Here is a 23,034-nt window from a genome sequence, read left to right as displayed (position 1 = left end):
TCTGACTCCAGAACCGATCGACAATCGCTGTTCCTGGAGATGAACGAAGCCAGTGATTATCTGCGCCAGTGAGAGGTCTAGGACAGTCGACGTCAGCTCGTGGGCATGGTGGTGGCAGGAAGATGAACCTCCAGCACGACTGCGGTGCCGGACACGGTCCGGTCCTCATGCATGCTGATCTCTTGACCGGTTTCGACGTGCTTCCAGTGAGACGGCGTGAGAGGCACGAGACGAACAGTGGCCCGGCCACCGGGCTCCAGAACGGGCCCGTCCTCGACCCAAAGCCCGGCAATACTCACCGAAGCACCCCCAGCGGGTGAGAGGTTCCCGATGTCCCACATGGGCCGCAAAACACCGTGGCCAGCGATCGGTGTCCTGCGTCGGGCTTCTGCGCCTGGACGAAGTGTCAGATCCGCCCGGACCATCCCGTTTCGAATCTCAGAACACCGCCAGTGGCACCAAGCTGCGCTCCGCTCGAGACGGAGTTGCTCAGCTGCCTTAGCCATCTGTTCCCAGAACGACAGGGGCAGTGGATGCCCGTCCCCGAGCTCCTCCAGCAGGCTCAGAGCGATCTGCCATTCGTCGTGGGCGAGGTAGTCCCAGACGTCTCGCACTGTGACGTCGTTTTTGGTAGCGATCTCTTCCGGGACCAGAAGGGAAGCCGATTCGAGCAACTCGGTGACATCCATGGGGTGATTGTCGACGACGTTGTCAGGCTGCGTCGCCCAGGGCCTCACGGGCCACCGTCGCGCGTTCAAGTCGCGGGGCGCCGGGACTCCGGCAGCAGCCGAAGCGGTGGCCTCTTCCGGCGCAGCCGTCTCTCTCTCGTCGTTCCCGTCTCTGCGTCAGGTGTGACGGCGGTTGCCGCTGCGTCCCCGGCGGAGAGAGAAGACAGAGATAGAGGTCGCGCGGATAGGCGCGGTTGGGGGACACCGGCAGCAGGACGGGCACAGCTCCGGTTAATCAGGGAGTTGCGACGCTCTGTGATCACTGGGGAGACCTGTGCCCGCGCTGCCGTCGTGGCCGGGTGAACCGCTCTGGGGCCAATTCGCGGGCCTGCCGCCCGGGTGGCCGGAGTGGCACCCGGGCCATCCTTTCGGCTGCACCACCGGCGCATCGGTGACCGGCCGCCGCGCTCAGGTGTGCCGTTGACCCACGGGCCGGACAGGCAGGCGCTTTGTTCGCGAAGAGGTGCAGGTCTCGCTGGCGGCGGGTGGCCCCGGTTCGGTTGCTGTCGCCGGCTGTGGCGCGCTGTTCGAATAGGGTGGCAGTGCGGCTCAGGATGACTCAGTCCTCTGAGCAGCTGTCCCTGCTCGCCACCGACGCGCCCGCCCACCAGCCGGCCACCGACGCCGTGCGGCTGCTGCTGTTCAACGCCCAGTACGCCTCTGCTGAACGCTCGCGCCGCCAGGCCGAATGGATCGCCGGCCAGGAAGGCGCCGATATCGCCGTCCTCACAGAGGTGTCTTCCACTCAGAGCGGCGACGCCCTCGTCGCCGCGCTCACCGAGCGCGGGTACGCCACCGTGGTCGCCCCCAGCCGTCCACGCCCGACTACCGCACGGTTATCGCCTGCCGCATCAGTACCGTCCGGCCCGTCCTCAGCCCGGTCACCGTCACACCCCATCGCGCCCCGGCGGCCCGCGTCACCGTCGGCGGCCACGACATCGGAGTGCTGGGCCTGTACGTGCCCTCCCGCGGCCCGAAGGACCAGCGCAATGTCACCAAGCGTGCCTTCCCTCCAGGATTCGGTCACCGAGAGCCTGCCACGGCTGCTCGCCGCCTTCCCGGACATGCCCGTCATCGTGGCCGGATACCTCAACGTCATCGAGCGCGGCCACCAGCCCCCGCACAAGGTGTTCGGCAACTGGGAGTACGACTTCTGCGACTCGTTCCAGGCCGCCCGCCTCACCGACGCCTTCCGCCACCTCCACTCCGGCGAGGTCGGCCACTCATGGTTCGGGCGCAGCGGCAACGGCTTCCGCTTCGACCACCTCTTCGTCTCCACACCCCACGCCGAACGCGTCCTGAGCTGCGACTACCACCTGGAAGCCCGCGATGGGGGGCTGACCGACCACGCGGTCATGACGCTGCGTCTGGGCCTGCCGTCCACCCCGGGCGAACAGGGCGAAGCCTCAGTGACGGGGGCCGGCTGACAGCCGACCGCCGCAGCGACCGAACGTCGGCGTTTCGGCCAACCTCCCCCGAGCCGCAGGCCCTTGCGCGGCAAGGGTCAATGCATTGCGCGCCCTCGGAAAACCGCTGAATTGCAGGGCGCACCACGCGTCCGAAAGGAACAGTTGCTCGAAATCGTGTGGCGTCGTTGAACACGGCGACGCCACCGCCACGTCCACGAGAGGGGAACGCGTTGACGCCAGCCGAACCAGGCGGCGACAAGACCCACGAGGACCTGATCTCCCATAAGCGTGGCCTGTTCCCAGGGCACCTTCACCGCCGAGGCCCCCAGTACGGAATCGCTCCGTCGACCGGCGGCGTACCAGGTCCCCGAAGCGCCAAGCCGTCCGGCCACGGAACGGCCAGCTGAACCACCAGAGCCTCTTTGCCCCGCCTGCCCGCCCCTGACATCGAAGGCGAGACGACGCCCATGCCACCCATCTCCACCGCGATCCGCAGGACCGTCGAGGCGTACCTCGGCCGGCACCCCGGCGAGCGTGACGCCCTGGCCGAGCTTCTCGCCGCGCTCGACCGGCCCGGCGACGCGACCGCCCGAACGACGCTGCCCGGGCACATCACGTGCAGCGCCGTCATCATCGACCGGCAGGGCCGGGTCCTGCACATCCGGCACCGGGCCACCGGCGGCCTCATGCTCGCCCCCGGCGGCCACATCGAGCCCAGGGACCGCACACTGCTCGCCGCGGCGCTGCGCGAGGTGACGGAAGAAGCCGGTATCCCGCCAGGCGCCCTGTGCCTGACCCGGCAACTGCTCGGCTCTCCGATCGACATCGACGTCCACGACATCGACGCCAGCCCCTCCAAAGGGGAACCGGCCCACCGCCACTACGACGTCCGCTACGTCTTCTACCTCTCCGGCGAGGAGCCGCCCGAGGTCGCGCTGCAGGACGAGGAGGTCTCCGGCGCCCAGTGGCTCCCGCAGCCGGAGGTCACCTCGCCGACACTGCGCGCGAAGCTCCTCGCGGCGGACCTTGACGGCCTGCCGGAGCCGGTGAACGCTTCCGCGCTGATCCACGACGGGGCCGGCCGGTACCTGCTTCATCTGCGCGACCACAAGCCCGGCGTCATCTGGGAGTCGGGGGCGTTCTCACTTCTCGGCGGCGGTCGCACGCACGACGACCAGAGCCTTGAGGGCACCCTGCTGCGGGAGCTGTCCGAGGAGGTGCCCGACCTACGCCTCGAGGACGTGAAGCCCTACGCCGTGGAGGCCGCGACCAGCATCGACGGCCTCAGCGTCCCGGTCCAGGTCTTCGTCGGCCGGTGGCGCGGCAATCCCGACCGTCTCGCGCTGCACGAGGGTGTGCTGCTGCGCTGGTTCGCGCCCGATGAACTGGATCGGCTGCGCCTGAGTCCCGCTACCCGGGACCTGATTTGCCGGCATGCGGCCGAGAACCCCCCGGACAACACGTTGGCCGCGGCTCCGCCCGTGTGGGACGGGGGCAGCCGGGTGGTGCTGAACGGCGTCGGAGTCCACCTCCACCTCGAAGACTCTGCAGGCCGGGTGCTTCTCGGCCTGCGTCACCCCGACTCGAAATACGCGGGGACACCTGGCACTACCTCGCCGGGCGGTGCGAGCAGGAGTCCGCCCTCGCGTGCCTGGTCCGCGAGGCGTGGGAGGAAGCAGGGCTGGTCATCGACCCCGCCGACGTGGAGCTCGTGCACGTCGTCCACGTCGTCGACACCCCGGGCAGCCTGCCCCTGATGCAGCTCGTTTTCCGAGCTCGCCGGTGGGAGGGCACCCCCGAGGTGCGCGAGTCCGACAAGTGCCTGACCTGGCAGTGGTGGCCGCGGGACGAGCTGCCGGACCCGATCGTCTCCTACACCCGCACGGCCATCACCGCGATCGCCGAAGGCCGCCCCTACTCTCAGCTGGGCTGGTGAGCAGGGTGAGCACACCCGCCGGTAGCGGCCCCGGGCGGCGGCCCCAGGCCGAGTCCAGGTACGTGCTGCGGGGGCTCCTGGCGGGGCGCCAGCGCCGTCGTCTCCTCCGTACAGGCCGCGCTGATCGCCGGGACGGTGTCTGCCTCGTGCCGGCTGGACTGTCGTGGCCCTCTCCGGTCCGCCGCCTGACCAACATGCCCTCTGCTACTTCCACTCCCGCGAAGGCCCCCGTTCATGCCTCTTGACCTCCACGAAGCGACAAGCCGCCGGCGAGCCGGCATGGTCGACCGGCTCACGGCCGAAGGTGTCCTGACCGACTCGCTGCTGCGCGACGCGCTGCTTCGCCTGCCGCGCGAGGTTCTGCTCCCGCACGCGTACGTCCGGGTCAGCGGCCCGGGCGCGGCCCCGATCGACTGGCGCCTCCTTGATGGCTCCCACCCCGACGACCGCCAGGAATGGCTCGACCTGATCCACAGCGACGAGTCGATCCTGCTCCAGCGCGACGGCGAACCCCTCGACGCACTCCCGCGCGGGCCGGTCACAGGCGGACACATGACGTCCATGTCCACCTACACCCCCGCCACCATCGAAGTCCTCCAAGCCATGGAACTCGGCTCCGGGCAGCGGTATCTGGAGCTCGGGCCGGGCCCCGGCGTCTCCCTCGCACTCGCCGCCGCCATCACCGGCCCCGGACTCGCCACCGGCGTGGAGCGGGACGGGCACATGGCGGCCTTCGCCCAGCGGAACCTGGACCGTCTCGGTGTCGGTGCGGAGGTAATCGAGGGTGACGCGCTCGAAGGGCACGAGGCGAGGGCGCCGTACGACCGGATCCACTCCGGCATCGGCGTGCCGTGTGTCCCGGCGCCGTGGGTGGAACAGCTCGCGCCGGGCGGCCAGCTGCTCACGACGCTCGCGACCCGTACGCCGAGCTGGCCGGGACAACTCCTCGTCACCCGCACCGCGGACAGCACGGTCGAGGCGCTCCTGCGGGGCCGGCCGCGCGGGTACCGGCCCTTGCTCGGCTATCGGTGGCTCAACGCTGTGGACCACCGCGCCCCCATCAAATACGACCCGGGTACGGCACGGTCCACGCGGCTCACGCCGCCGCCGGACGAGGCGTACGGATTCTGGCTCGCCGCCGCCTACCTCGCCCCCGGTCTGGTCCGGGATTTCCAGGCCGAGACGATGACCATCGTCGCGCCCGAGGACGACTCCTGGCCGTGGCTGGCCCTGGCGACGGCACCGTCCGAGTCCATGGGCCGCGTGACGTCTGGGCTGAACTTGAGAACCTCCACGCGCGCTGGGAGCAGGCCGGACGGCCCGAGCAGTACCGGGTCGACCTACGTGACAGCGTCAAGGCCCAGCACGTCACCTCCGGCGCGGGCCCGAAGGCCCTGGCCTGGACGCTTCCTCCTCTCGCCGCCGTGCCCCGGCAGGTGCCATGACCGCGCCTCCTCGGATCGCCGTCGAACTGCATGCCCCGGACTCCATAGACCGGGCGGGGGCGGCCAACCTGCTCAGGCCCTGACCCTCCCATTGGCACAGCAGCCGCACAGCAATAAGGAGTTACGGATGCCCCAGCCACCAAACCCTCTTCACCCCCAAGCCGTCAGCCCTGCCGTGCAGATGGCCGACCGCGTCACCGCTTGCGGGGCCACCGTAGGGATCACCGGTGACGGCAGCCTGTGGACCTACCGGGCGGACTGGACGGCCGCGCTCAAGCAGCTGATCCAGTCCTACCTGGGCGAGGAGCGCCGCGCGGGCACGGGCGGCGTGTATGCCGGGCCGGGCCGCCGGTACGAGGACGACCTGGCCGACTCCGCGTTCAGCGAGGTGACCGAGCACAGCTTCCCCCTCTCCCGCCTCTGGGCGCCCGGGAACGTCATCGGCTACCTGCGCACCACCAGCTTCGCCCGCCCTGCCCAGTTCGCGGGCCGCCTCGGCGAGTTCGAGGCCGCCGCTCTGCGCCTGCTCCAGGACCATGCCGACGGCGGCGTCCTGAAGCAGGACGCGGTGTTCACCGTGCTGCTCGCGTGCCGCCCCGGCGGCGCTGCGTGAGCGGCACCCAGCGGCACACCGAGCCGCTCGACGTCCACCTGATTGCCGTGCGCGAGGGCGCGGCGGGGCTTGAGGTGTTGCTGTCCCGGCGGGCCGGTGACGTGTACGCGGCTGGCTGCTGGCATCTCGTGTCCGGGCATTTGGACGGCCCGTGGGAGGACATGGTCGCTGCCCTGGTGCGTGAGGCCCGGGAGGAGGCCGACATCGTCGTCGATCCGGCCGACGTCCGCGCGGCCGTCACCGTGCACCACCGCTCCCCGGCCGACGGCGCGCGCATCGGCGTGTTCTTCGAGGTAAGGCGCTGGCAGGGCATCCCGCAGGTCAGGGAACATCAGGTCTGCGACGCCATGGAGTGGTTCGCGTTCGACAAGCTTCCGGAGCCGATGGTCGCGTACTGCCGGGCAGGGCTGGACGCCTACCGGGCCGGTGCGCGGATGGCCGTGCACTTCCAGGAGCCCGGCGACCCGATCGCCTACACCTCGGCCGCCGACCGGCTGGTCCTGGTCCCCGAACCCGGCGGCCCCGGCACGGTCCCCCAGGAGGTGCGCGCCTTCGCCGAGCGGGCGGTGGGCCGGATCACTGGCTGGACGGACGAGTCCTGGGTGCGAGAGGAGAGCCGCGTCTGGCGGGCGAGCGGCGCTGAGGGCGGCACCTGGTACGTCAAGGTCCACCAGAACGACCGCTTCCATCAGCGCGAAGTGTCGGCGCTCCGCGGCTGGGTGCCCGGTCTCGGCCCGGCCGCGCCCCGGCTGGTAGCCGCCGACCCGCAGCTACGGGCCGTGGTACTCACCGCAGTGGGAGGCCGGTCTCTGCACGGCGCCACGTACGCGCCCGAGCAGCAGCGCCGCATCTTCCACCGCATCGGGAAGCTCGCAGCCGCCATCCACACCAGCGCCCCACCGCGCGCGGCCGCCGGCACCCTGCCCCTGGGGAAGCTGGAGCGGCACCTGGACGGCGCCCGCGCCCACCTCGCGCCTGGGGACGAAGAGTTCACCCGCGCCACTGCCGAGAAGGCCGCTGGACTGCCCGCCTTGGAGGCGGTCCCCACACATGGAGATCTTCAGCTGCGCAATTTGCGATGGGACGAAGATGCCGATGTCCTGTACGTGATCGATTTCGAGCGGTCGGAGGAAGGCCCGGCGATCAGGGACTTCGTGCGGCTGTCCGATGCGTGGCACGGCCGCCCTGACCTTCGGCAGGCCGTGATGGACGGCTACGGCCGCCATTTCACACCGGAGGAAGAGGCCCAGCTCGCGGCCCTGTGTGTCCTGGATTCCGTCTCCGGTATCTCCTACGGCGCCGCGCACGGCGACCCCGAGCTCGTCGAGCGCGGCCGGCGCACGCTGGCCCGGCTCCGCGCCGCCCAGCACCCCTGACCACCGCACCTACGTACGAGGAGCAGCACGTTGACGTACACCGCCCGCGACCAGTGGGAGCAGCACTTCAGCGACGGCAAGAACTTCCGGCAGGTCGGTGAGCGGGAGCGGGAGCTCCTCGCCGAGCACACCCCCGCCCCGGACGGCGGCGGCCGGGCACTCGATGTCGGATGTGGCACCGGGGAGCTGGCCGCTTACCTCGCCTCGCTCGGCTACACCGTGGACGCGTGCGACTTCGCCGACAGCGCGCTCGCCCGGGCCCGCGAGGAGCACGCCGACGTCGAGGGCGTGCGCTGGCTGCACCTGGACATCGAGCGCGACGACCCCGCCCCGCTGCATGAGGACGGATACGACTTGGTCGTCATGCGCTTGATGTACCCGTTCGTGCAGGACAGAGGGCGCGTCCTTCACGGGCTGGGTGAGCGGCTCCGGGACTGCGGCGCTCTCGTCGTCATCACCCCGGTGGCGGAGACCACGCCCGAGGAGCGGCGCGGCATCGCCTTGGACGAGGACGAGATCACCGTGCTCGCCGCCGGGTGGAAGACGGTGGAACGGCTGGACGCGGACGGCTTGGCCATCCTGGTGCTGCGCGGCCCCTGCCACGCCGACACGAGGGCCGTCGAGAAGCGGCCGACCACCGCCCATGCCCTGACCGGCGCCCTCGCGATCGTCACCGACGACGCCAGCCGGGTCCTGCTCGGCCGCTCCCGCAGCGGCATGCTGGAACTGCCCGGTGGCAAGACCTCCGGCCCGGAGGGCTTCGCCGCCGCGGCCGTGCGCGAGCTCGCCGAGGAAACGGGTCTGGTCGCCGACCCGGCGGATGCGTACGTGCTGACGATGCTGGTCGACGACAGCCACGGCATCCCGCGGCTCACGGCCGTCGTCCGGATCACCGCGTGGACGGGAACGCTGACCAACGCGGAGGCGGACAAGTTCGACCGCTGGGAGTTCTTCGACCTGCACGCTCTCGCCTGTGTCGGGGGCGTCTTCGTTCCGGCCGCACTCGCGATCGACAGCGTGTGGCCCGGTGTCATCCCAGACCTGCCGCGTGTGGTCTCCTACCCGCTCGCCGCCGATCGGCCCCCCGTGCCGGGCGAGCCGGGTGAGGCCGTCCGGCTGCGCCAGGCGATGGCACAGACGGTGATCGACGGCGGCTGGGCCCCGTCCGAGCCCGTCCGCGACGCGCTGCGGACGGTGCCCCGCCATCGTTTCGCCCCGGAGGCGAGCCTGGCGGCCGCGTACGACGGCGGCGACCGGGCCGTCATCACCCGGCGCGACGAGACAGGGACGGCCGTCAGCTCGGTGTCCGCGGCCTGGCTCCAGGCCGACATGCTCGAGAGCCTGCGTGTTGGGCCGGGTGCGATCGTGTTCGAGGCGGGGTCCGGTGGTTACAACGCCGAGCTGATCGCCCACGTCGCCGGGCCCGAAGTGGTGAGCGTCGACATCGACCCGTGGGTCGTACGCCGGACCCGCGCCTTCCTCACGGAGGCCGGCAGCGGACGCGTCACCGCCGTCGAGGCCGACGCGGCGTTCGGCGCGCCCGCCCACCTCGTACCCCGCGGCGGCTTCGACGCCAGCGTGATCACCTACAACTGCTGGGACGTCGCTCCGGCTTGGCGTGAGCAGCTGGCCGAAGGCGGGTGCCTGGTCCTGCCGCTGGAGATGGGCGGCTACACCAGGGCGATCGCGTTCGAGCGGCGCGGCGAGGTGCTGCACGCCCGCCGCTTCACCTACTGCGGCTTCGTCCGCGACCAGGGTCAGCAGGCCCGCCCCGCCCCGGTCGTTCCCCTGCTCGACGGAGCGCTGGCGCTGCGCTTCGACGACGGTCCCTCCGCCGAAACGGAGGGCCTGGAGGAGGCGCTGCGCGGGCGGCGGCACGAGGTCGCGACCGGCGTGACCATGGGGGCAAACTCCTACTACGGCTCCCTGCAGTTGTACGCCGCCACCACCCTGTCGGCCTTCTGCCGACTGGCCGCCCACCTGGAGCCCGCTGAGGAAGTGACCGGCATCGCGACGAACCGCGACGCCCCCACGATCATCGGCGACGCGTCGTTGGCCTACCTGATCCACGTCCAGACCAAGGACGGCGACACCCCGCAGGGCAAGCAGTGGGAGTGGGTCGCGCGCGCCTTCGGCGAGCAGGGACCCGAGCTCGCCGAGCGGCTGGTGGCCACGGTCCGGGCCTGGGACCGTCACATCCGCGCCGACGACAACGACCAGCACGCCGACCCCCTCTTGACGGTCTTTCCGGCTGGTACGCCCGACGATGCGCTGCCCGCCGGCGACGTCCTCGACAAGCTGCACTGCCGCTTGGTGTTCCGGTGGCCGGGGCGTGACGTGGTGCTGCCCGGCCCCGTTGAGCGTCATGAGGCCGACGTCGTGGCGGAGGGGGTGTGACGGTGGAACGGGCCGAGCAACAGGCGGTGTTTGTCGCCCCGGCGGAGCGCGACGAGCTTGACCGGATGTGTCGCGCGCACGCGGCCGCCGCGCAGCAGTTCCGGGTGTCCGCGTCGGGGCCGGAGGTGTGGGGGTGGCAGGGCCGCACATTGGGGCGGCGGGCCGGGGACTGCTGGCTGCGCATCGCCTCCGCCGAGGTCAGCAAGGCGGGTGGACGGTTGTGGGAGGGGACGGCGACCGCTGACACGCGTGTGCCGCGGTCGGTCCCGCGGCCGCGGCTTCGCGGCGTGCTCGACTGGACCTCACCGGACCTCGCCTACCGGGCGGAGCTCACCGGGTATGCGTCCGTCCAGCCGGATACCAGCGGCACTCCCGCGCTCGACCAGGACATCGCTCTGCCCGACTCGTGGTGGGCGGAGCTGAAGTCCGCGCTCGGGACGCTCGCGACGGTGCCCACCGACCGAGAATCGGTACGGCAGAACTGGGTCGACCGGAACTTCCGCCGCTTCCTCGGCATCGACTCCATCAGGATCCGTGAAACGACGACCGGGCACGCCGATCTGCACTGGGCGAACCTGACACATGCGCCCCTGGTCCTGTTGGACTGGGAGAACTGGGGCCAGCTGCCCGTGGGCTACGACCTGGGGCTGCTTCACGCGTACTCGCTGGCCGCGCCGGCGACCGCCGCCCGGATCCGGCGCGAGTTCAGCCACGTCCTGGACACGGACGCCGGCCGGACCGGAGAGCTCACCGCCCTCGGACAACTCCTCCAGGCGTGCTCCCGGGGCGTCCACCCTCACCTCGCCCCACTCATCGCCCGACAAGCCGAGCGCCTCACCAACATCCCCGTCCCCACGCCCTGACCGGCCCCGACGGCCCGGAGGAACCCATGTCCCGCCCACGTGTCGACGTCGTCGTCCTGACGATGAACGATCGTCATGCCGAGGAAGCAGCTGCGCAGGCGACGCTCTTTGCCCAGAGCGGCGTCGAGGCGCGGGTGGTGGTCGTCGGCAACGGCTGCAAGCCCGAGGTCATACCGGCCGGTGCGCTCACCGTGTGCCTGCCCGAGAACATCGGCATCCCCGGCGGTCGCAATGCCGGCGCCGACGCGCTGAACAAGGCGGGCGATCCGGCCGAGTGGCTGTACTTCCTCGACAACGACGCCAGCTTCCCCCGCCCCGACGTCCTTGCCCGGCTCCTCGCCGAGGCCGAGCGGCATCCAGAAGCCGCCTGGGTGCAGCCCCGGCTGACCGGCCCGGACGATTCGACCACGCCACGCCGCTGGGTCCCCCGGCTGCGCGCCTCGAACCCGGGACGGCCCGGGAAAGTCGCCTCGATGACCGAAGGCGTCGTCCTGATCCGGCGCGACGCCTTCGATGCGGTAGGCGGGTGGGAAGATCGACTTTTCCTGTATCACGAGGGGTTCGACCTGGCCTGGCGGCTGTATGAGGCGGGCTGGTGCGGCTGGTACGCGGCGTCGATCCGCATGCACCACCCACTTACCGAACCCGCCCGCCATGCGCTGTACCACCGGCTCGCCGCCCGCAACAGGATCTGGATCGCCCACCGCAACCTCCCCGCCCCGCTCATCCCCCTCTACCTGAGCGCTTGGACCATGATCACCCTGGCCCGGGCCGTGCGCGGCGGCGGACTGGGCCAGACGCTGCGCGGCATGCGCGAAGGGTGGACGAGCCGCCGTACGCAGCGGCGGCGTCCGATGAGCTGGCGCACCGTCTACCGGCTCACCGCCGCCGGGCGGCCGCCCATCATCTGACCCCTTTGCCCCGTCCGTCACTTCGAGGAGTCCTCTTCGCCATGAACCAGCCGCCTTTGCCCTCGCTGCTGGGGGTGTTCGCCCATCCCGATGATGAGAGTCTACTGGTCGGCGGTGTGCTCGCACAGCACCACGCCGCCGGCGCCCGCACCTCCGTCGTCACCGCCACCTGGGCGCCGACGAGCCACCGGGCCACCGAACTCGCCGACGCCCTGGACGTCTTGGGCGCCGGGGCCCCGCGGCTGCTCGGCTACGCCGATGCCCGCAACCCGGCCTCGGCCCCCGACGGCGCCGTGCGCCTCGTCGACGCGCCCCTCGACGAAGCCGTCGGCCGCCTGGTCGCACACATCCGTGAGGTCCGGCCCGACATCGTGATCGGCCACGATGCCCTGGGCCAGCTCACGGGGCATCCGGATCACCGGCGTGCCCACCAGATCACCCTCCTCGCCGTCGAGGCCGCCGGCCTGCCGCACCTGTATCCCGACGCCGGGGAGCCCTGGCAGCCGGCAGCCCTGCACGCGGCCACGCACTCGCAATCCGGTGTGGGCCTGCTGGGCCCACTCCTTCAGAGCGTCGAGAAGACGCTCCTCACGGTGCCGGAGGCGTATGTGACCACGACCGTCGATGTCTCACCCTGGGCCGCGGTGAAGATGGAGGCGATCCTCGCGCACCGCAGCGAAGCCGCCCGCGAGCGGCCCCTGCCCGGCCTGCTCGCCCGCCTGCCCGAGCCGGAACGCGACGAGATCATCAGCACCGAGAACTTCACCCGGCTCACCCCCGGCCCCGCGCCGGGTGACCCTCACCGGCTCGTCGCCTGACCGACCGCCGCCCACATAGCCCCTCCCGCACGATCGGAGACGAGATGACCGTCACGCCCGCCCCTGACACGCCGTCCAGCACGATGACCGACGAGGAGTACGGAGCCTTACGCGCCTCGGCCGCCCTGTGGGTCGGAACGTCCGTGCTGATCACAGACGAACGCGGCCGCATACTGGTCCAGCACGTCGACTACCGCACGACCTATCTCCTGCCCGGCGGCGCCGTCGATGAGAACGAGCCCCCGGCGCAGGGCGCCGCGCGGGAACTGCGCGAGGAACTCGGCGTCACCATGACCGTCGACCGCGGGCTCACCGTGGACTGGGTCAGCGCCGACGGCCTCAACGCGCCCGCCAGCATGCATTTCCCCCGCGAGATTCTGCACGTCTACGACGGCGGTACGTGGGACAACGAGCAGATCGCCGCCATCCGGCTGCCCGACCGCGAGATCAGTCCGTCGAGTTCGTCGAACCTGCCCGGCTACCGGACTTGATGGCCCCCGGCGACGCCCGCCGGGCCCTGTCCGCCCTGCGCGCCCGCATCAACGCCGCCGGGCCCGCCCTGCTGGAGAACGGCCTTCCGATCGCCCCCACTGTCCTGGAACGGGTCGGCGCCCTTCGCACCGCCCGCGCCAGGCACCACCTGCCCTTCCACGTCGGCCCCGCCCCAGAGCAGCTCTCGGTGGTCCAGGTCTGGGGCTGGCTCCTCGCGCCCGACGGCCGCGCCTTGGTGCTGCTGGAACCGGACACCGGCGCGGCCCTCCTGCCGGGCGGCACCCCCAAGCCCCCGGACCGCAGCGACCCGCTTGTCACACTGCGCAGGGAGGCACGCGAGGAAGCTGCGGCCGACTTCAGCGAACCGCTGTTCCTCGGCCACCTCTGCGACCCCAACGAGCCGTACGCCCGCCTCCGCTACGCCGCGCCCCTCAGTGGGCGGTTCGTGAGTCTTTGGATGGATCTGCTGTCGCCTGATGGTGTGGCGGCGGGGCGGAATCTGCCGGTCCGCGGTTGGTGATCTGGTGATGTGATCGGGTGAGTGAACGCAAGCCGTATCCGAGTGACTTATCGGACGAGCAGTGGTCGTTGATCGAGCCGGTGATCATCGCGTGGAAGGACCGGCACCGCTCGGTCAGCGGTCATCAGGGCGCCTACGACATGCGGGAGATCGTGAACTCGATCCTCTACCAGGGGCGGACGGGTTGCCAGTGGGCCTATCTCCCGCACGACCTGCCGCAGAAGAGCGCGACTTACTACTACTTCGCGGCCTGGCGGGACGACGGAACCGACCAGGTCATCCATGAACTCCTGCGCTGCCAGGTCCGTGAACGCGCCCGCCGATTAGAGGACCCGACCCTGGTGGTCCTGGACACCCAGAGTGTCCATGCGGCCGCCGGGGTCCCCGCCTCCACGACCGGCCATGATCCGGCCAAGCGGGTGCCCGGCCGCAAACGCGGCCGGGCCGTGGACGTCCTCGGCCTGGTCATCGTGGTCGTCGTCCTCGCCGCGAACACCCACGACAACGCCGCGGGCATCGTCCTGCTGGACCAGGTCGCCGAGCATGCCGGCGCAACTGTCCGCGAAGCCCTGGTCGACCAGGGCTTCAAGAACCAGGTCGTCGTGCACGGCGCCGGCCTGGGCATCGATGTCGAGATCGTCGCACGCAACCCGCAGATCAAGGGGTTCGTGCCGCAGCCGAAGCGGTGGAGGGTCGAGCAGACCTACGGGATCCTGATACTGCACCGGCGCCTGGTCCGCGACTACGAGCACCGCCCCTCCTCCTCCGCCTCCCGCGTCTACTGGGCGATGACCCACGTCATGACCCGCCGCCTCACCGGTGCGAACGCCCCCACCTGGCGCGCGGCGCAGGCGGCGGCAGCGTGAACATCCAGCCCCTGCTCGACGCCCTGGACCTCCAGGAAGACGCAGCCCGGGCCCTGGCCGACGACCTCCGCGCACAGATCGACGGCCTGCGCACCCGGCCGCAGGAGGCCGAGACGCACCTGGAGCACCTCGCGATCACCCGCAAGACCGTCACCGCCCTCGCCGACCGACTACCGGCCGCCGCGCCGGATCTGCCCGAGCACCCGGACTACGCCCGCATCCTTACCGCCTTCAACCACGCGACCGGCCCGCTACGGGCCAAGGACGTCTGCGAAGCCCTCGGCCACGAACTGCTGCCGAAGAACGTCGAAGGCACCCGCGCCAAGCTGAAACGCCTGGTCAAACTCGGGATCCTTGCCGAGGCCGATACCGGCAACTTCACGAGAAGGCCATAGCCGGACACCTACGGCCAGCAATCTCTGGCCACAATCTGGTGTGCGTACTGGTCGTCCGGGCCGATGTCTTGGACTACCTTCTGGGATTCTTGCACCCGACCCGTCTCGCACATCAGTCGAGCAAGGACGTACAAGGCGTCACGGTCACCGTCTTCGGCGCGGTCACGCAGCGCCGCCTCCATGCCCCGCTCTCGAAGCGATCTGTCAAGTCTTCGACGTGCGTGGCTATCCGTGAGGGCGCGCTCCGTAAGCTCTGGAATCCGTTCCGCCCGGGCCAGCAGATCCATGTGCCACAGATGCTTGTCGTGCATGTCTGGATCGTCGGAGAAGCACTCGGCGTGAGCGCTTACCAGCGCGATCGCCACGTCCCATTCTTGAAGCTGTTCCGCCGCCCGAGCTCGCTCCAACCAGTCCACAGGACGAGTATCGCCTGTCGCCCCACCGGACAGCTCCTTCGAAGTAAACGCTGATGAGCGCCCTTCAAGGCAAGTCACGGTCAAACGCTCTCAAACCGGCCTCTGAGTGGGCGTTCAGGTATGCCTCATGTCGGTATGTGAATTCTGTCGCTGTGCCATTTTGAGGCTTTTCATCGGATCAATGTGCTTCATCACGTCCAGGCTTCCGGACTTGCCCACCCGTTTCGTCGGCTTTGATCCTCGAAGTACGTCTGACGTAGAGATCGCACTGAACCGCCCAGTGATCAGCGGAACCGGATCTTCCATCGTGCCCATGATCCCTCTGGGGCGTGATCCAGCGGAAGCCGTACCCCCAGCGACCTGTCCGACGCCCGATGGGCCCTGATCGAGCCGACATTGACGGCCTGGAGAAAGGCGCGGCTCGACCGCAGACCCACCGGAGAGCCGGCGAAGGTCGACCTGCGCGACGTATTCAACGCACTCCTCTACATCAACCGCACCGGAATCCCCTGGAAATACCTCCCACACGACTTCCCCAACCACGGCACCGTCTACGCCTACTACGCCGCCTGGCGCGACGAGGGAATCCTCGCCCAGCTCAACTACGACCTCACCGGGCTAGCCCGCGTGAAAGAGGGACGCAAGCCCGAGCCGTCCGCGTCGGTGATCGACACCCAGAGCGTGAAGACCTCCACCAACGTGCCCCTGACCAGCCAAGGAACAGACGCCGCCAAGAAGATCTTCGGGCGGAAGCGAGGCATCCTCACCGACACAATCGGCCTCATCCTCGCCGTGACCGTCACCGCCGCCAGCCTGTCCGAGAACGCCGTCGGAATCCGACTCCTCGACCAGGCCAAAAAGACCTACCCCACCATTACCAAGAGCTGGGTCGACACCGGCTTCAAGAACGCCGTCATCGAGCACGGCGCACGTCTCGGAATCGACGTCGAAGTGGTCAACAGGAAACCCGGAGTTCGTGGCTTTCACGTTGTCAAAAGGCGCTGGGTAGTCGAGCGAAGTCTGGGCTGGCTCATGTTGCACCGGCGCCTTTCTCGCGATTACGAGACCCTTCCCGCCAGCTCCGAGGCAATGATCCACGTCGCCTCGATCGACAACCTCGCCAAGCGCATAACGGACGAGACAACACCAACCTGGCGAGGAACCTACTAGGAAAGAAAGGTCAATTCGCCTAGATCAAATACCCTCTGAAAGCGACCTGATCTCAGTCAATGCGAGAGAAGAGAGCTTTGCGTTTCCCCTCGTCGCAGTGGCTCCCGTGGGGACCGGTGACTGGTGGGGCTTCCGGGTGAGTGACGAGCAGTGTCACGATCAGGTGAGTTTCTACTCGTTCGAGGATCGCACAGCACGGGAAAAACATCCGAATTTTCTGCAATTCACCGCCAGGGAAGGCCTTCCGCTCGAGGATTCGTGAGGCTTCACACGTCATGGATGCTTCAAATGGCTGGCCGAACCCGCTCAGCGCGAGTTGACGGTCGCTTCGCCTTTTCACACCGCGTTCATTCCATGGGAGGGGTCCGATGCAGGTTCGGCTTTCGACGTCCGCTCGCTCGGCCGGGTCAACACAGGCTGCCGGGGCGGGATGAAACCGCGGATCCCGCATGGGAAACTGGACCGCCGGCCTGAACGCCGGGTCTCACCGTCGCCGAGGGGAGTGGCAGTGCCGGGGGTTTCCACGTCATGGTTTTCCGCGAAGAAGTGCGAGCGCGCCTGGGCCGAGGCGGTGGGGTTGCTCCGTGCAGGGAGGGCCGAGGCCGCCGCACGGCGGTTCGAAGAGGCGCTGCGGAACGACCCGACCGCGGCCGACGCATGGCTGGGGCTGCATGCTGCGGGATACCAGCAGGACGAGGCCGTCGCTCGGATGATGCAGAACATCGGGACCTTCGGAGCGTTGCGAACGAAGCTCGACACCCCGCTTCAGTCCCGTTTCGATCTCGGGGTCTACGTCTCGTTCCGGCTGGAGTTCCAGCGTGACCTCTGGCTGGCAGGCATGTCCCGCCTCCTGACGCGGAGACAGCTCGACGAAGCCTGGCAGCACCTGGAGACCGCACAGCTGGACTGCGATGAGACGCGGTTCGTCTGTGCGAGATACGCGTTCCTCAAGCAGGAGTGGCCGCTCGTGCTGACTTTCGCGCGGGAGATAACCGACCCGTTCCTGCAAGATGAGTCACAACTCTACGCAGGGCGCGCGCTCGTGGAGCAGGGAGTCCACCAAGAGGCTCTGAACGTACTGGAACCACTGCCCGGGCGTATCGGCAAGGGCACGAAGTTCGACGCCGAGGTCGCCTACGTCAGGGGCCTCGCCAGGGAAGCACTCGGACAGGACGAGGAGGCGCTGCGGCAGTTCCAGTACGCGTTCCGGTACTTCCCAGGGCTGGCCGATGTCGCCGTACGGGCGGGAGCATCGGTACCCCGGGCCGGGGTCGCCGTGACCGGGGGAGCCCCGGAGGAATCCACGGGCCCGCACGTGCCGCCCGCTGTACGGGCCGAGCCGGCCCGGTCGGTCGATGCGGGCGACGCCGCGGACCTGGACGGCCAGGAGGAGGCGGCCCGAGCGAGGGAAGACGTTCTCGCGGAAGCGGTCGCGCTGCTGGACGGCATGGTCGGCCTCGCACCCGTCAAACGCCAACTGCGCTCGCTGACGGCTCAGTTGCGCATGTCCGTGATCCGCAGGGAGCAGGGACTGCCGTCGACCGCCTCTCCCCAGCACTTCGTGTTCGCCGGTCCGCCCGGAACCGGCAAGACCACAGTCGCCCGCATCGTCGGAAAGGTCTTCGCCGGGCTCGGCCTGCTGCAGAAGGGGCAGATCGTCGAGGCGCAGCGAGCGGACCTCGTGGGCCAGCACCTGGGAGAGACCGCCATCAAGACGAGCAAGGTGATCGACTCGGCCCTCGACGGCGTCCTGTTCATCGACGAGGCCTACGCACTGTGCAACAGCGGCTACTCCGGCGGTGACGCCTTCGGCAACGAGGCGCTGCAGGTGCTGCTGAAGCGGGCCGAGGACGACCGCGACAGGCTCGTGGTGGTCCTGGCCGGCTACCCGCACGAGATCAACGAGTTGCTGACCACCAACCCCGGGCTCGCCTCCCGCTTCACGACACGCGTGGACTTCCCTTCCTACTCGGCCTCCGAACTCACGGACATCGGCCGCGGCATCGTGCAGGCCCAGGGAGACGTGCTGGACGAGGACGCCGCTCTGGCACTGGAGTTCTCCTGTCAGGAGGCGGTCGGCGACGGACTGATCGACCGGCTCGGCAACGGCCGCTTCGTGCGCGAACTCTGCCGAAAGGCCTCCACGCTGCGGGATCTGCGCCTGTACGAGGCCCACGGCGGCGCCGGTACCCCGCCGCTGGAAGACATCACCACTCTTCGGCTGGAGGACGTCACGATCGCCTACCGGGAACTGCGCGAGGGCGTCGCGGAGAACTGATCGCATGGCGAGATTTCGTCCCAGATGTAGTCGATGGTGCGCCGTTCCAAGGCATGCGCGACCTCGCTGGAGCCACTGACCGCGCCCTCGAAGTGCTGCGTGACCGCGGACCGAAGACCTGCGCGGTGATTCGGCGCGCGCTTACGTCAACTCTCCGGTGCCACCGATTTTGCGGCTGCCCGATCTCGACACCCTGGACGCCGCGCTCGGGCTGCTGCGTGCCGCTGGTTGGCCGGCCCCGGAAGACCCGGACGGCAGCGACGACGAGGAGCTGTCCGGCCGTGCCGGCATCGCCGAGCGCCTGCAGGACGAGGCCGAGTGGGTCCGGCAGTGTGCGGAGCGGATCGACCCACCTGGACAGCAAGACGTACCCGCCGGCCGCCAACCTCCGCCCTGAGGGCGACTTCCCCGACACCTGCGTCGTGCCGATCCGTCTGCCCAAAGTCGCGGCGATCCTGCGGCGCATCGCCTTCGACGTCGAGGTGCTGGCCCGCGCCCGGTGTATGCAGGAGCTGCAGATGGCCAAGGTCGCCGACAACCCGCGCGCCGAACGGCGCCGCAGGCTGGCCGAGCCGGATCTGAGCTCCGAGTACCGCGGCCGCACCAGAACACCCTGGCGCTCCACACAACAGGGAGACCTCGCCTGGGCGGCGTACCAGGTCGAACGGCGTTGGCGCGGAGAGACCGACAAAGACCCCCTCGAGGCGTACAACCCATTCCGCCAGGGCCGCTGACCGGGACACCAAGCGTTCAGGAAACTGAACGCCGTAGCGGTGATCCCTGCTCGGATACTCCCCGAACCCCAAGCCCCGTCCCGCCGGAGGCTTGCGCACCTCCCGCGGGACGGGTCCCGCCTCACCGGGTCTTGCGGGACACCGGCGAGACGGGGGTCTTTGATGCGGCCCTGTCCCGAAGCGGCCGCCATGGGGCCCCATGACGCCGGGGCGGGCGGGGTGCCGCGCGTCAGGGTCAGCGCGCGGTGTGGGCGCAGACTGCGTGCACACGGCCGGGCTGCGCTGGGCCTCCGGTGAGGCCGGCCTGCTGGTAGGGCTCCCAGACGTCGGTGTCTTCGATCGGTTTGTCGCACAGCAGGCACATCCGGACGCCAGAGAGGGCGTCGAAATGGCCGCACAGCGAGATCACGGATCGGGCGAGCCGCTTCACTCTCTCCACCTCGCCCTGCAACCCTGCCTCTCCTGGCTCGACGAGCCGCCGGCGCGCCTCCCCGACACCGGCCAGGGCCACTTTCCGGCGCACGTCGTCGGCCGGGAGGTCCGCGGCCAGCTGCTCGATGTGGGGCATCAACTGTTCCAGCGTCTGCCGGAAGTCCGCCTCGAAGGCCTTCACGGTGCCGTGGCGGGGCAGCGTCGGCTGGTCGAGGAACCAGCTCGCCGCGGCGCGCACCGCGACCGGGGCGACGGGCACCTTCTCGGTCTGGGTCTGGGTTCCGTTCACCGGGTCACCCCTGCCTGGCGGTGGATCGGGCAGGCGCAGGGGGCGGCAGCGCCGAGCTCATCGAGGTGGGCACGGGCTTGTGGCTGTGGGGCATGGTCACGGTGGCGCGCGGCGCGGTCTTCACGCCGTCGCTGGTCACCGTGTACACCCGGATGGTCATCTTGGCGCCCGCTGGGCGCTGTAGACCCGGGACGGTAGCGTTCTTCATGTCGACGCTCCTTCGAAGCGTTGGCCACGCCCCCGGGCCGTTCGCCGCGGTCGCGGGGGTCTGTCGTCTCCCTGCGGTGCTCATGCGGCGGCCGCTCGGGGTCGGCAGCCGCATGTGACGATGCGCCACACGCGCGAGCTGCCTTGGACCATGACCTGGCCGGCCTCGCGCAGGGTCTTGTTCACGGCCCCGCAGTCGAAGCAGGCCTCACCGTCCAGGCAGACGATGCTCACCCGCCCTTCGATGACCGTGGGCGCGAGCGTGAGTGCGTCGGGCATGCCCAACCCCCATCTGCTCGGTTTCTGCGCGTGAGACAGATGGTGGGGGCTGCCGGAGGCAACAAGTACCCCGGCAAGGGGTACTTGGGGTGGTTCGCTCAGGTGGCGGAGCACCACTCCGCGAAGTTCGTCAGCGTCTCCGACTCGGCGCGCTTGAGTCGACGCAGCGTGGAAGCGTCTTCCCGGATCCAGGGGTGTTCCCGGGTGTGCTGAGGGGCAATGCGGCGGGCTACCTTCAGCGACTCGAATGCGTCATCCGAAAGCCCAGACCACAGTTGGGCTCGTGCGAGTTCGATGTAGAAGCCGGAGCGCCGCTCGGCCGGCAACTCCTTGGGCGGCCTCCACTCGCTTGCGACGTCGAGGGCCCGGCCGACGTGGTCGCCACCGAGTCTGACGGCTACGGAGACTTCGTGGGTGCGCACGGAGTCGGGGCCGAAGGCGGTGCCGCAGTAGACGTCTTCGTGCACTCTTTCAGCCAGGGCCCGTGCCTCGCCAAGGTGGGTGTCTGCGGCCGAGCTGTCGCGGGCCCGTCCGGCCACGACCGCGGCCCGCATGTGCAGTGCGCCCCGTGCTGCGATGTCCTGCGGAGTGATCGGGACCGGTCCCGCATCGAGTGCCTGTTGCAGGGCCCGCAGGCCAGCGCTGTGGGCGCGCGCGGCAAAGAAGGTTTCGGTACGTACGTACGCAACCGCCGCGGTGAGCAGCGGATCACCCGCCTCGCAGACCGCCCACCGCATCAGGTCGACGAGCCGAGCGGACAGGTCACGGGCGCCGAACTTGTATGCAACGGCATCGGCAGATCGGTAGGCATGCACAAGGAGACCGGCCAGTTCGGCTCGGTCCCCGTTCGGGGCCGCGTGATAGGCGCGCGCGAGTTCAGGCAGCAGGTCAGGAAGGTTGCGGACGATACGCGTGTACTGGGCTGCCAGACGCCACTGGGCAGCCTCTGCGACGTCGGCGCGCAGTTCGCGAAGGGGCCGCACGGGGCCGTCCTCGGGGAGGTCGTACGTGGCGATCGCTGCGGAGAGCGCGGGGAGAGCCTCATGAACTCGGGTCTGGGCGGCCGCACGGTCTGTACGCAGCCGCGCGGAGTCGACACCCAGGGCATCGGCGATGGCTTCCAACGTGGCATTGGTGACGCCACGCTCACCACGCTCGATCTTGCGGATGGTGCCGAGCGCCACGCACGCCGCATCCGCGAGCTGCTGCTGCGTCATCTTCGGGCGGACGACGCTGCGGTAGTAGGCAATCCGCCTGCCCACGCCGTCACTGATCTGTACGGGCATACCGGCCCCCGTTCGATGCGTCCACTCCGAACCGTACCCGGCTGGAAGCGCAGCGTGTACGCGAACGGCCCCAACAACACCCCCCGCTGATGAGGCTCTACGGTCACCTCTCGATGATCCCGGCGAGCTGGGCAAGGCTGTCGATGCTCCAGTCCGCTGCCTGTACGACCTCCGGGACATCCGCCCACAGGCGCCCCCAGGGACCACGGCGGAGATGCGCCGCGCGCAGTCCTGCCGCCTTGGCAGGGAAAACGTCGTTGGCCGGATGATCACCGACGTACAGCGTCCGGCCAGGTGCCGCCTGCGCCACCTCGATCACGCGCGCGAAGAACTCAGACTGTGGCTTCGCTACACCCCACTCCCCGGACGTGACGATCAGCTCCGCCGGCAAGTCGAGATCACGCAACAGCCCACCAGCTCGCGGTGTCTGGTTGCCCGCGATGATGACCCGCACTCCGCGCTCACGCAGCGCCGACAGAGTTGGTCGCACATCGTCGTAAAGGTCGCTCTCGTCAAGCTGCTCGCCCCGGCCGGCGAGTTCACGGGCGTGATACTCGGCAGCCACGTCGATTCCTGGGCGCGCAAGCCGCAGCGCTTCGGCGTTGTCCTGTCCCTGCGCTACGACGGCCCCCACCAGTGCGGAGAGCGTGTGTCTCGGGACCTTCAGCCAGTCGGCCCAGGACGCCCAGTAGCGGTCATCACGGGTGATCGTCTCGCCGACGTCGAACACGATGGTCTCAATCACCCCGCGAGCCTACGGGGCCGCCACGCTCACCGAGCGAGGCGGATGCCACGCCACTGGCGAGGCTCCTGCTGGATCGCGCCTTTCTCCTCCAGATGCTGGAGCTGGTAGTGGACGGACGACAGGCTGCTCATGCCCACTCAGGCTCCGGTGAACAGCGCAGACGTCGATGAGACGGGTCAGTTCGGGAGCTCTGGGCCCCACCGTGTGAGATCCGGTTCCGCGAGAGCACCTCCGGCGACAGTGAGGTCCCTGTTGACCTGCTGCTTCCACGCTCAGAAGGTTCCCCGAGCCGGTGGTTTCAGCGCGTCCACTCGTACAACTCGGCGTCTTTCCAGCGGGTGTTGCGGTCATTGTTGCTGCACAGGTCGTTCACCTCGGCCTCGGTGTTCGCTCGCTTCGTCGGACGACAGTAAAGGCCGAAAACTCGCA

General features: G+C 69.5%; 23 protein-coding genes and 2 pseudogenes. 18 read left to right on the top strand and 7 right to left on the bottom strand.

The annotated features are described in order from the left end of the window. Positions 1-92: 92 nt before the first annotated feature. A complete protein-coding gene (locus tag AB0G56_RS36330) occupies positions 93-689 on the bottom strand; it encodes a hypothetical protein (RefSeq protein WP_360978647.1) in 597 nt (198 codons plus the stop codon). Positions 690-1,002: 313 nt separating this feature from the next. Between AB0G56_RS36330 and AB0G56_RS36325 the strand changes: the two are divergent. From AB0G56_RS36325 to AB0G56_RS36260, 14 genes and pseudogenes are all read left to right on the top strand, one after another. After that, positions 1,003-1,104: pseudogene (locus AB0G56_RS36325) on the top strand (IS5/IS1182 family transposase); the annotation flags it as partial. A gap of 613 nt (positions 1,105-1,717) precedes the next feature. Further along, a complete protein-coding gene (locus tag AB0G56_RS36320) occupies positions 1,718-2,155 on the top strand; it encodes a hypothetical protein (RefSeq protein WP_360978644.1) in 438 nt (145 codons plus the stop codon). Between the two features lie 449 nt (positions 2,156-2,604). After that, the gene (locus tag AB0G56_RS36315; protein ID WP_360978641.1) at positions 2,605-3,894 is read left to right on the top strand and encodes an NUDIX domain-containing protein; all 1,290 of its coding nucleotides are present in this window, start codon (positions 2,605-2,607) and stop codon (positions 3,892-3,894) included. Continuing rightward, positions 3,789-4,073: an NUDIX domain-containing protein gene (locus AB0G56_RS36310; protein WP_360978650.1), complete on the top strand. Its 285-nt coding sequence runs from the start codon at positions 3,789-3,791 to the stop codon at positions 4,071-4,073. The genes AB0G56_RS36315 and AB0G56_RS36310 overlap by 106 nt, the downstream gene beginning before the upstream one ends. Positions 4,074-4,352: 279 nt before the next feature. Next, positions 4,353-6,131, top strand: a complete 1,779-nt coding sequence (locus AB0G56_RS36305) for a hypothetical protein (RefSeq protein ID WP_360978638.1) — start codon at positions 4,353-4,355, stop codon at positions 6,129-6,131. After that, the gene (locus AB0G56_RS36300; protein ID WP_360978635.1) at positions 6,128-7,507 is read left to right on the top strand and encodes a phosphotransferase; all 1,380 of its coding nucleotides are present in this window, start codon (positions 6,128-6,130) and stop codon (positions 7,505-7,507) included. Before AB0G56_RS36305 ends, AB0G56_RS36300 begins: the two co-directional genes overlap by 4 nt. A gap of 30 nt (positions 7,508-7,537) precedes the next feature. Continuing rightward, a complete protein-coding gene (gene fxlM, locus AB0G56_RS36295; protein WP_360978633.1) occupies positions 7,538-9,904 on the top strand; it encodes a methyltransferase, FxLD system in 2,367 nt (788 codons plus the stop codon). Then, entirely contained in the window at positions 9,901-10,767 is an 867-nt protein-coding gene (locus tag AB0G56_RS36290) for a hypothetical protein (RefSeq protein WP_360978630.1), read from the top strand. The genes fxlM and AB0G56_RS36290 overlap by 4 nt, the downstream gene beginning before the upstream one ends. 26 nt (positions 10,768-10,793) lie before the next feature. Then, positions 10,794-11,678: a glycosyltransferase family 2 protein gene (locus AB0G56_RS36285; RefSeq protein ID WP_360978627.1), complete on the top strand. Its 885-nt coding sequence runs from the start codon at positions 10,794-10,796 to the stop codon at positions 11,676-11,678. Between the two features lie 41 nt (positions 11,679-11,719). Then, positions 11,720-12,496 (top strand): PIG-L family deacetylase, encoded by a 777-nt coding sequence (locus tag AB0G56_RS36280; protein ID WP_360978624.1) that lies wholly within the window; start codon positions 11,720-11,722, stop codon positions 12,494-12,496. A 44-nt stretch (positions 12,497-12,540) separates the two neighbouring features. Then, on the top strand, positions 12,541-12,987 hold the full coding sequence (locus AB0G56_RS36275; RefSeq protein WP_360978621.1) for an NUDIX domain-containing protein: 447 nt from the start codon (positions 12,541-12,543) through the stop codon (positions 12,985-12,987). Further along, entirely contained in the window at positions 12,987-13,508 is a 522-nt protein-coding gene (locus tag AB0G56_RS36270) for a hypothetical protein (RefSeq protein ID WP_360978618.1), read from the top strand. The genes AB0G56_RS36275 and AB0G56_RS36270 overlap by 1 nt, the downstream gene beginning before the upstream one ends. Positions 13,509-13,525: 17 nt before the next feature. Beyond that, positions 13,526-14,374: an IS5 family transposase gene (locus tag AB0G56_RS36265; protein WP_360978616.1), complete on the top strand. Its 849-nt coding sequence runs from the start codon at positions 13,526-13,528 to the stop codon at positions 14,372-14,374. Next, complete coding sequence (locus AB0G56_RS36260; RefSeq protein ID WP_360978614.1) at positions 14,371-14,769, top strand: hypothetical protein; 399 nt, start codon at positions 14,371-14,373, stop codon at positions 14,767-14,769. Before AB0G56_RS36265 ends, AB0G56_RS36260 begins: the two co-directional genes overlap by 4 nt. Positions 14,770-14,777: 8 nt before the next feature. Here the strand turns inward: AB0G56_RS36260 and AB0G56_RS36255 are convergent, their stop codons facing one another. Next, positions 14,778-15,185 carry a hypothetical protein gene (locus tag AB0G56_RS36255; protein ID WP_360978611.1) on the bottom strand — a complete coding sequence of 136 codons (408 nt, stop codon included), beginning with the start codon at positions 15,183-15,185 and terminating at the stop codon, positions 14,778-14,780. A 329-nt stretch (positions 15,186-15,514) separates the two neighbouring features. On the opposite strand from AB0G56_RS36255, the pseudogene AB0G56_RS36250 reads away from it, so the two are divergent. The 4 genes and pseudogenes from AB0G56_RS36250 (at position 15,515) to AB0G56_RS36235 (ending at position 19,367) form a co-directional block, all read left to right on the top strand. Beyond that, positions 15,515-16,355, top strand: a pseudogene (locus AB0G56_RS36250) (IS5 family transposase). Positions 16,356-16,932: 577 nt separating this feature from the next. Beyond that, entirely contained in the window at positions 16,933-18,633 is a 1,701-nt protein-coding gene (locus AB0G56_RS36245; protein ID WP_360978608.1) for an AAA family ATPase, read from the top strand. A 157-nt stretch (positions 18,634-18,790) separates the two neighbouring features. Next, complete coding sequence (locus AB0G56_RS36240; RefSeq protein WP_360978606.1) at positions 18,791-19,030, top strand: hypothetical protein; 240 nt, start codon at positions 18,791-18,793, stop codon at positions 19,028-19,030. Positions 19,031-19,055: 25 nt separating this feature from the next. Continuing rightward, positions 19,056-19,367: a hypothetical protein gene (locus tag AB0G56_RS36235; protein WP_360978603.1), complete on the top strand. Its 312-nt coding sequence runs from the start codon at positions 19,056-19,058 to the stop codon at positions 19,365-19,367. Between the two features lie 235 nt (positions 19,368-19,602). Here the strand turns inward: AB0G56_RS36235 and AB0G56_RS36230 are convergent, their stop codons facing one another. From AB0G56_RS36230 to AB0G56_RS36210, 5 genes are all read right to left on the bottom strand, one after another. Beyond that, entirely contained in the window at positions 19,603-20,088 is a 486-nt protein-coding gene (locus AB0G56_RS36230; RefSeq protein WP_360978600.1) for a DUF6415 family natural product biosynthesis protein, read from the bottom strand. Positions 20,089-20,092: 4 nt separating this feature from the next. After that, the gene (locus tag AB0G56_RS36225; protein WP_360978597.1) at positions 20,093-20,296 is read right to left on the bottom strand and encodes a hypothetical protein; all 204 of its coding nucleotides are present in this window, start codon (positions 20,294-20,296) and stop codon (positions 20,093-20,095) included. Positions 20,297-20,376: 80 nt separating this feature from the next. Then, complete coding sequence (locus tag AB0G56_RS36220; RefSeq protein ID WP_360978594.1) at positions 20,377-20,574, bottom strand: hypothetical protein; 198 nt, start codon at positions 20,572-20,574, stop codon at positions 20,377-20,379. A 98-nt stretch (positions 20,575-20,672) separates the two neighbouring features. Continuing rightward, positions 20,673-21,860 (bottom strand): helix-turn-helix transcriptional regulator, encoded by a 1,188-nt coding sequence (locus AB0G56_RS36215; RefSeq protein ID WP_360978591.1) that lies wholly within the window; start codon positions 21,858-21,860, stop codon positions 20,673-20,675. Positions 21,861-21,963: 103 nt separating this feature from the next. Continuing rightward, complete coding sequence (locus AB0G56_RS36210; RefSeq protein WP_360978588.1) at positions 21,964-22,605, bottom strand: HAD family hydrolase; 642 nt, start codon at positions 22,603-22,605, stop codon at positions 21,964-21,966. Positions 22,606-23,034 lie beyond the last annotated feature (429 nt).

The sequence above is a fragment of the Streptomyces sp. NPDC021356 genome (genome assembly GCF_040641015.1).
Classification (GTDB): Bacteria; Actinomycetota; Actinomycetes; order Streptomycetales; family Streptomycetaceae; genus Streptomyces.
This window is presented reverse-complemented; position numbering and strand designations above follow the sequence as displayed.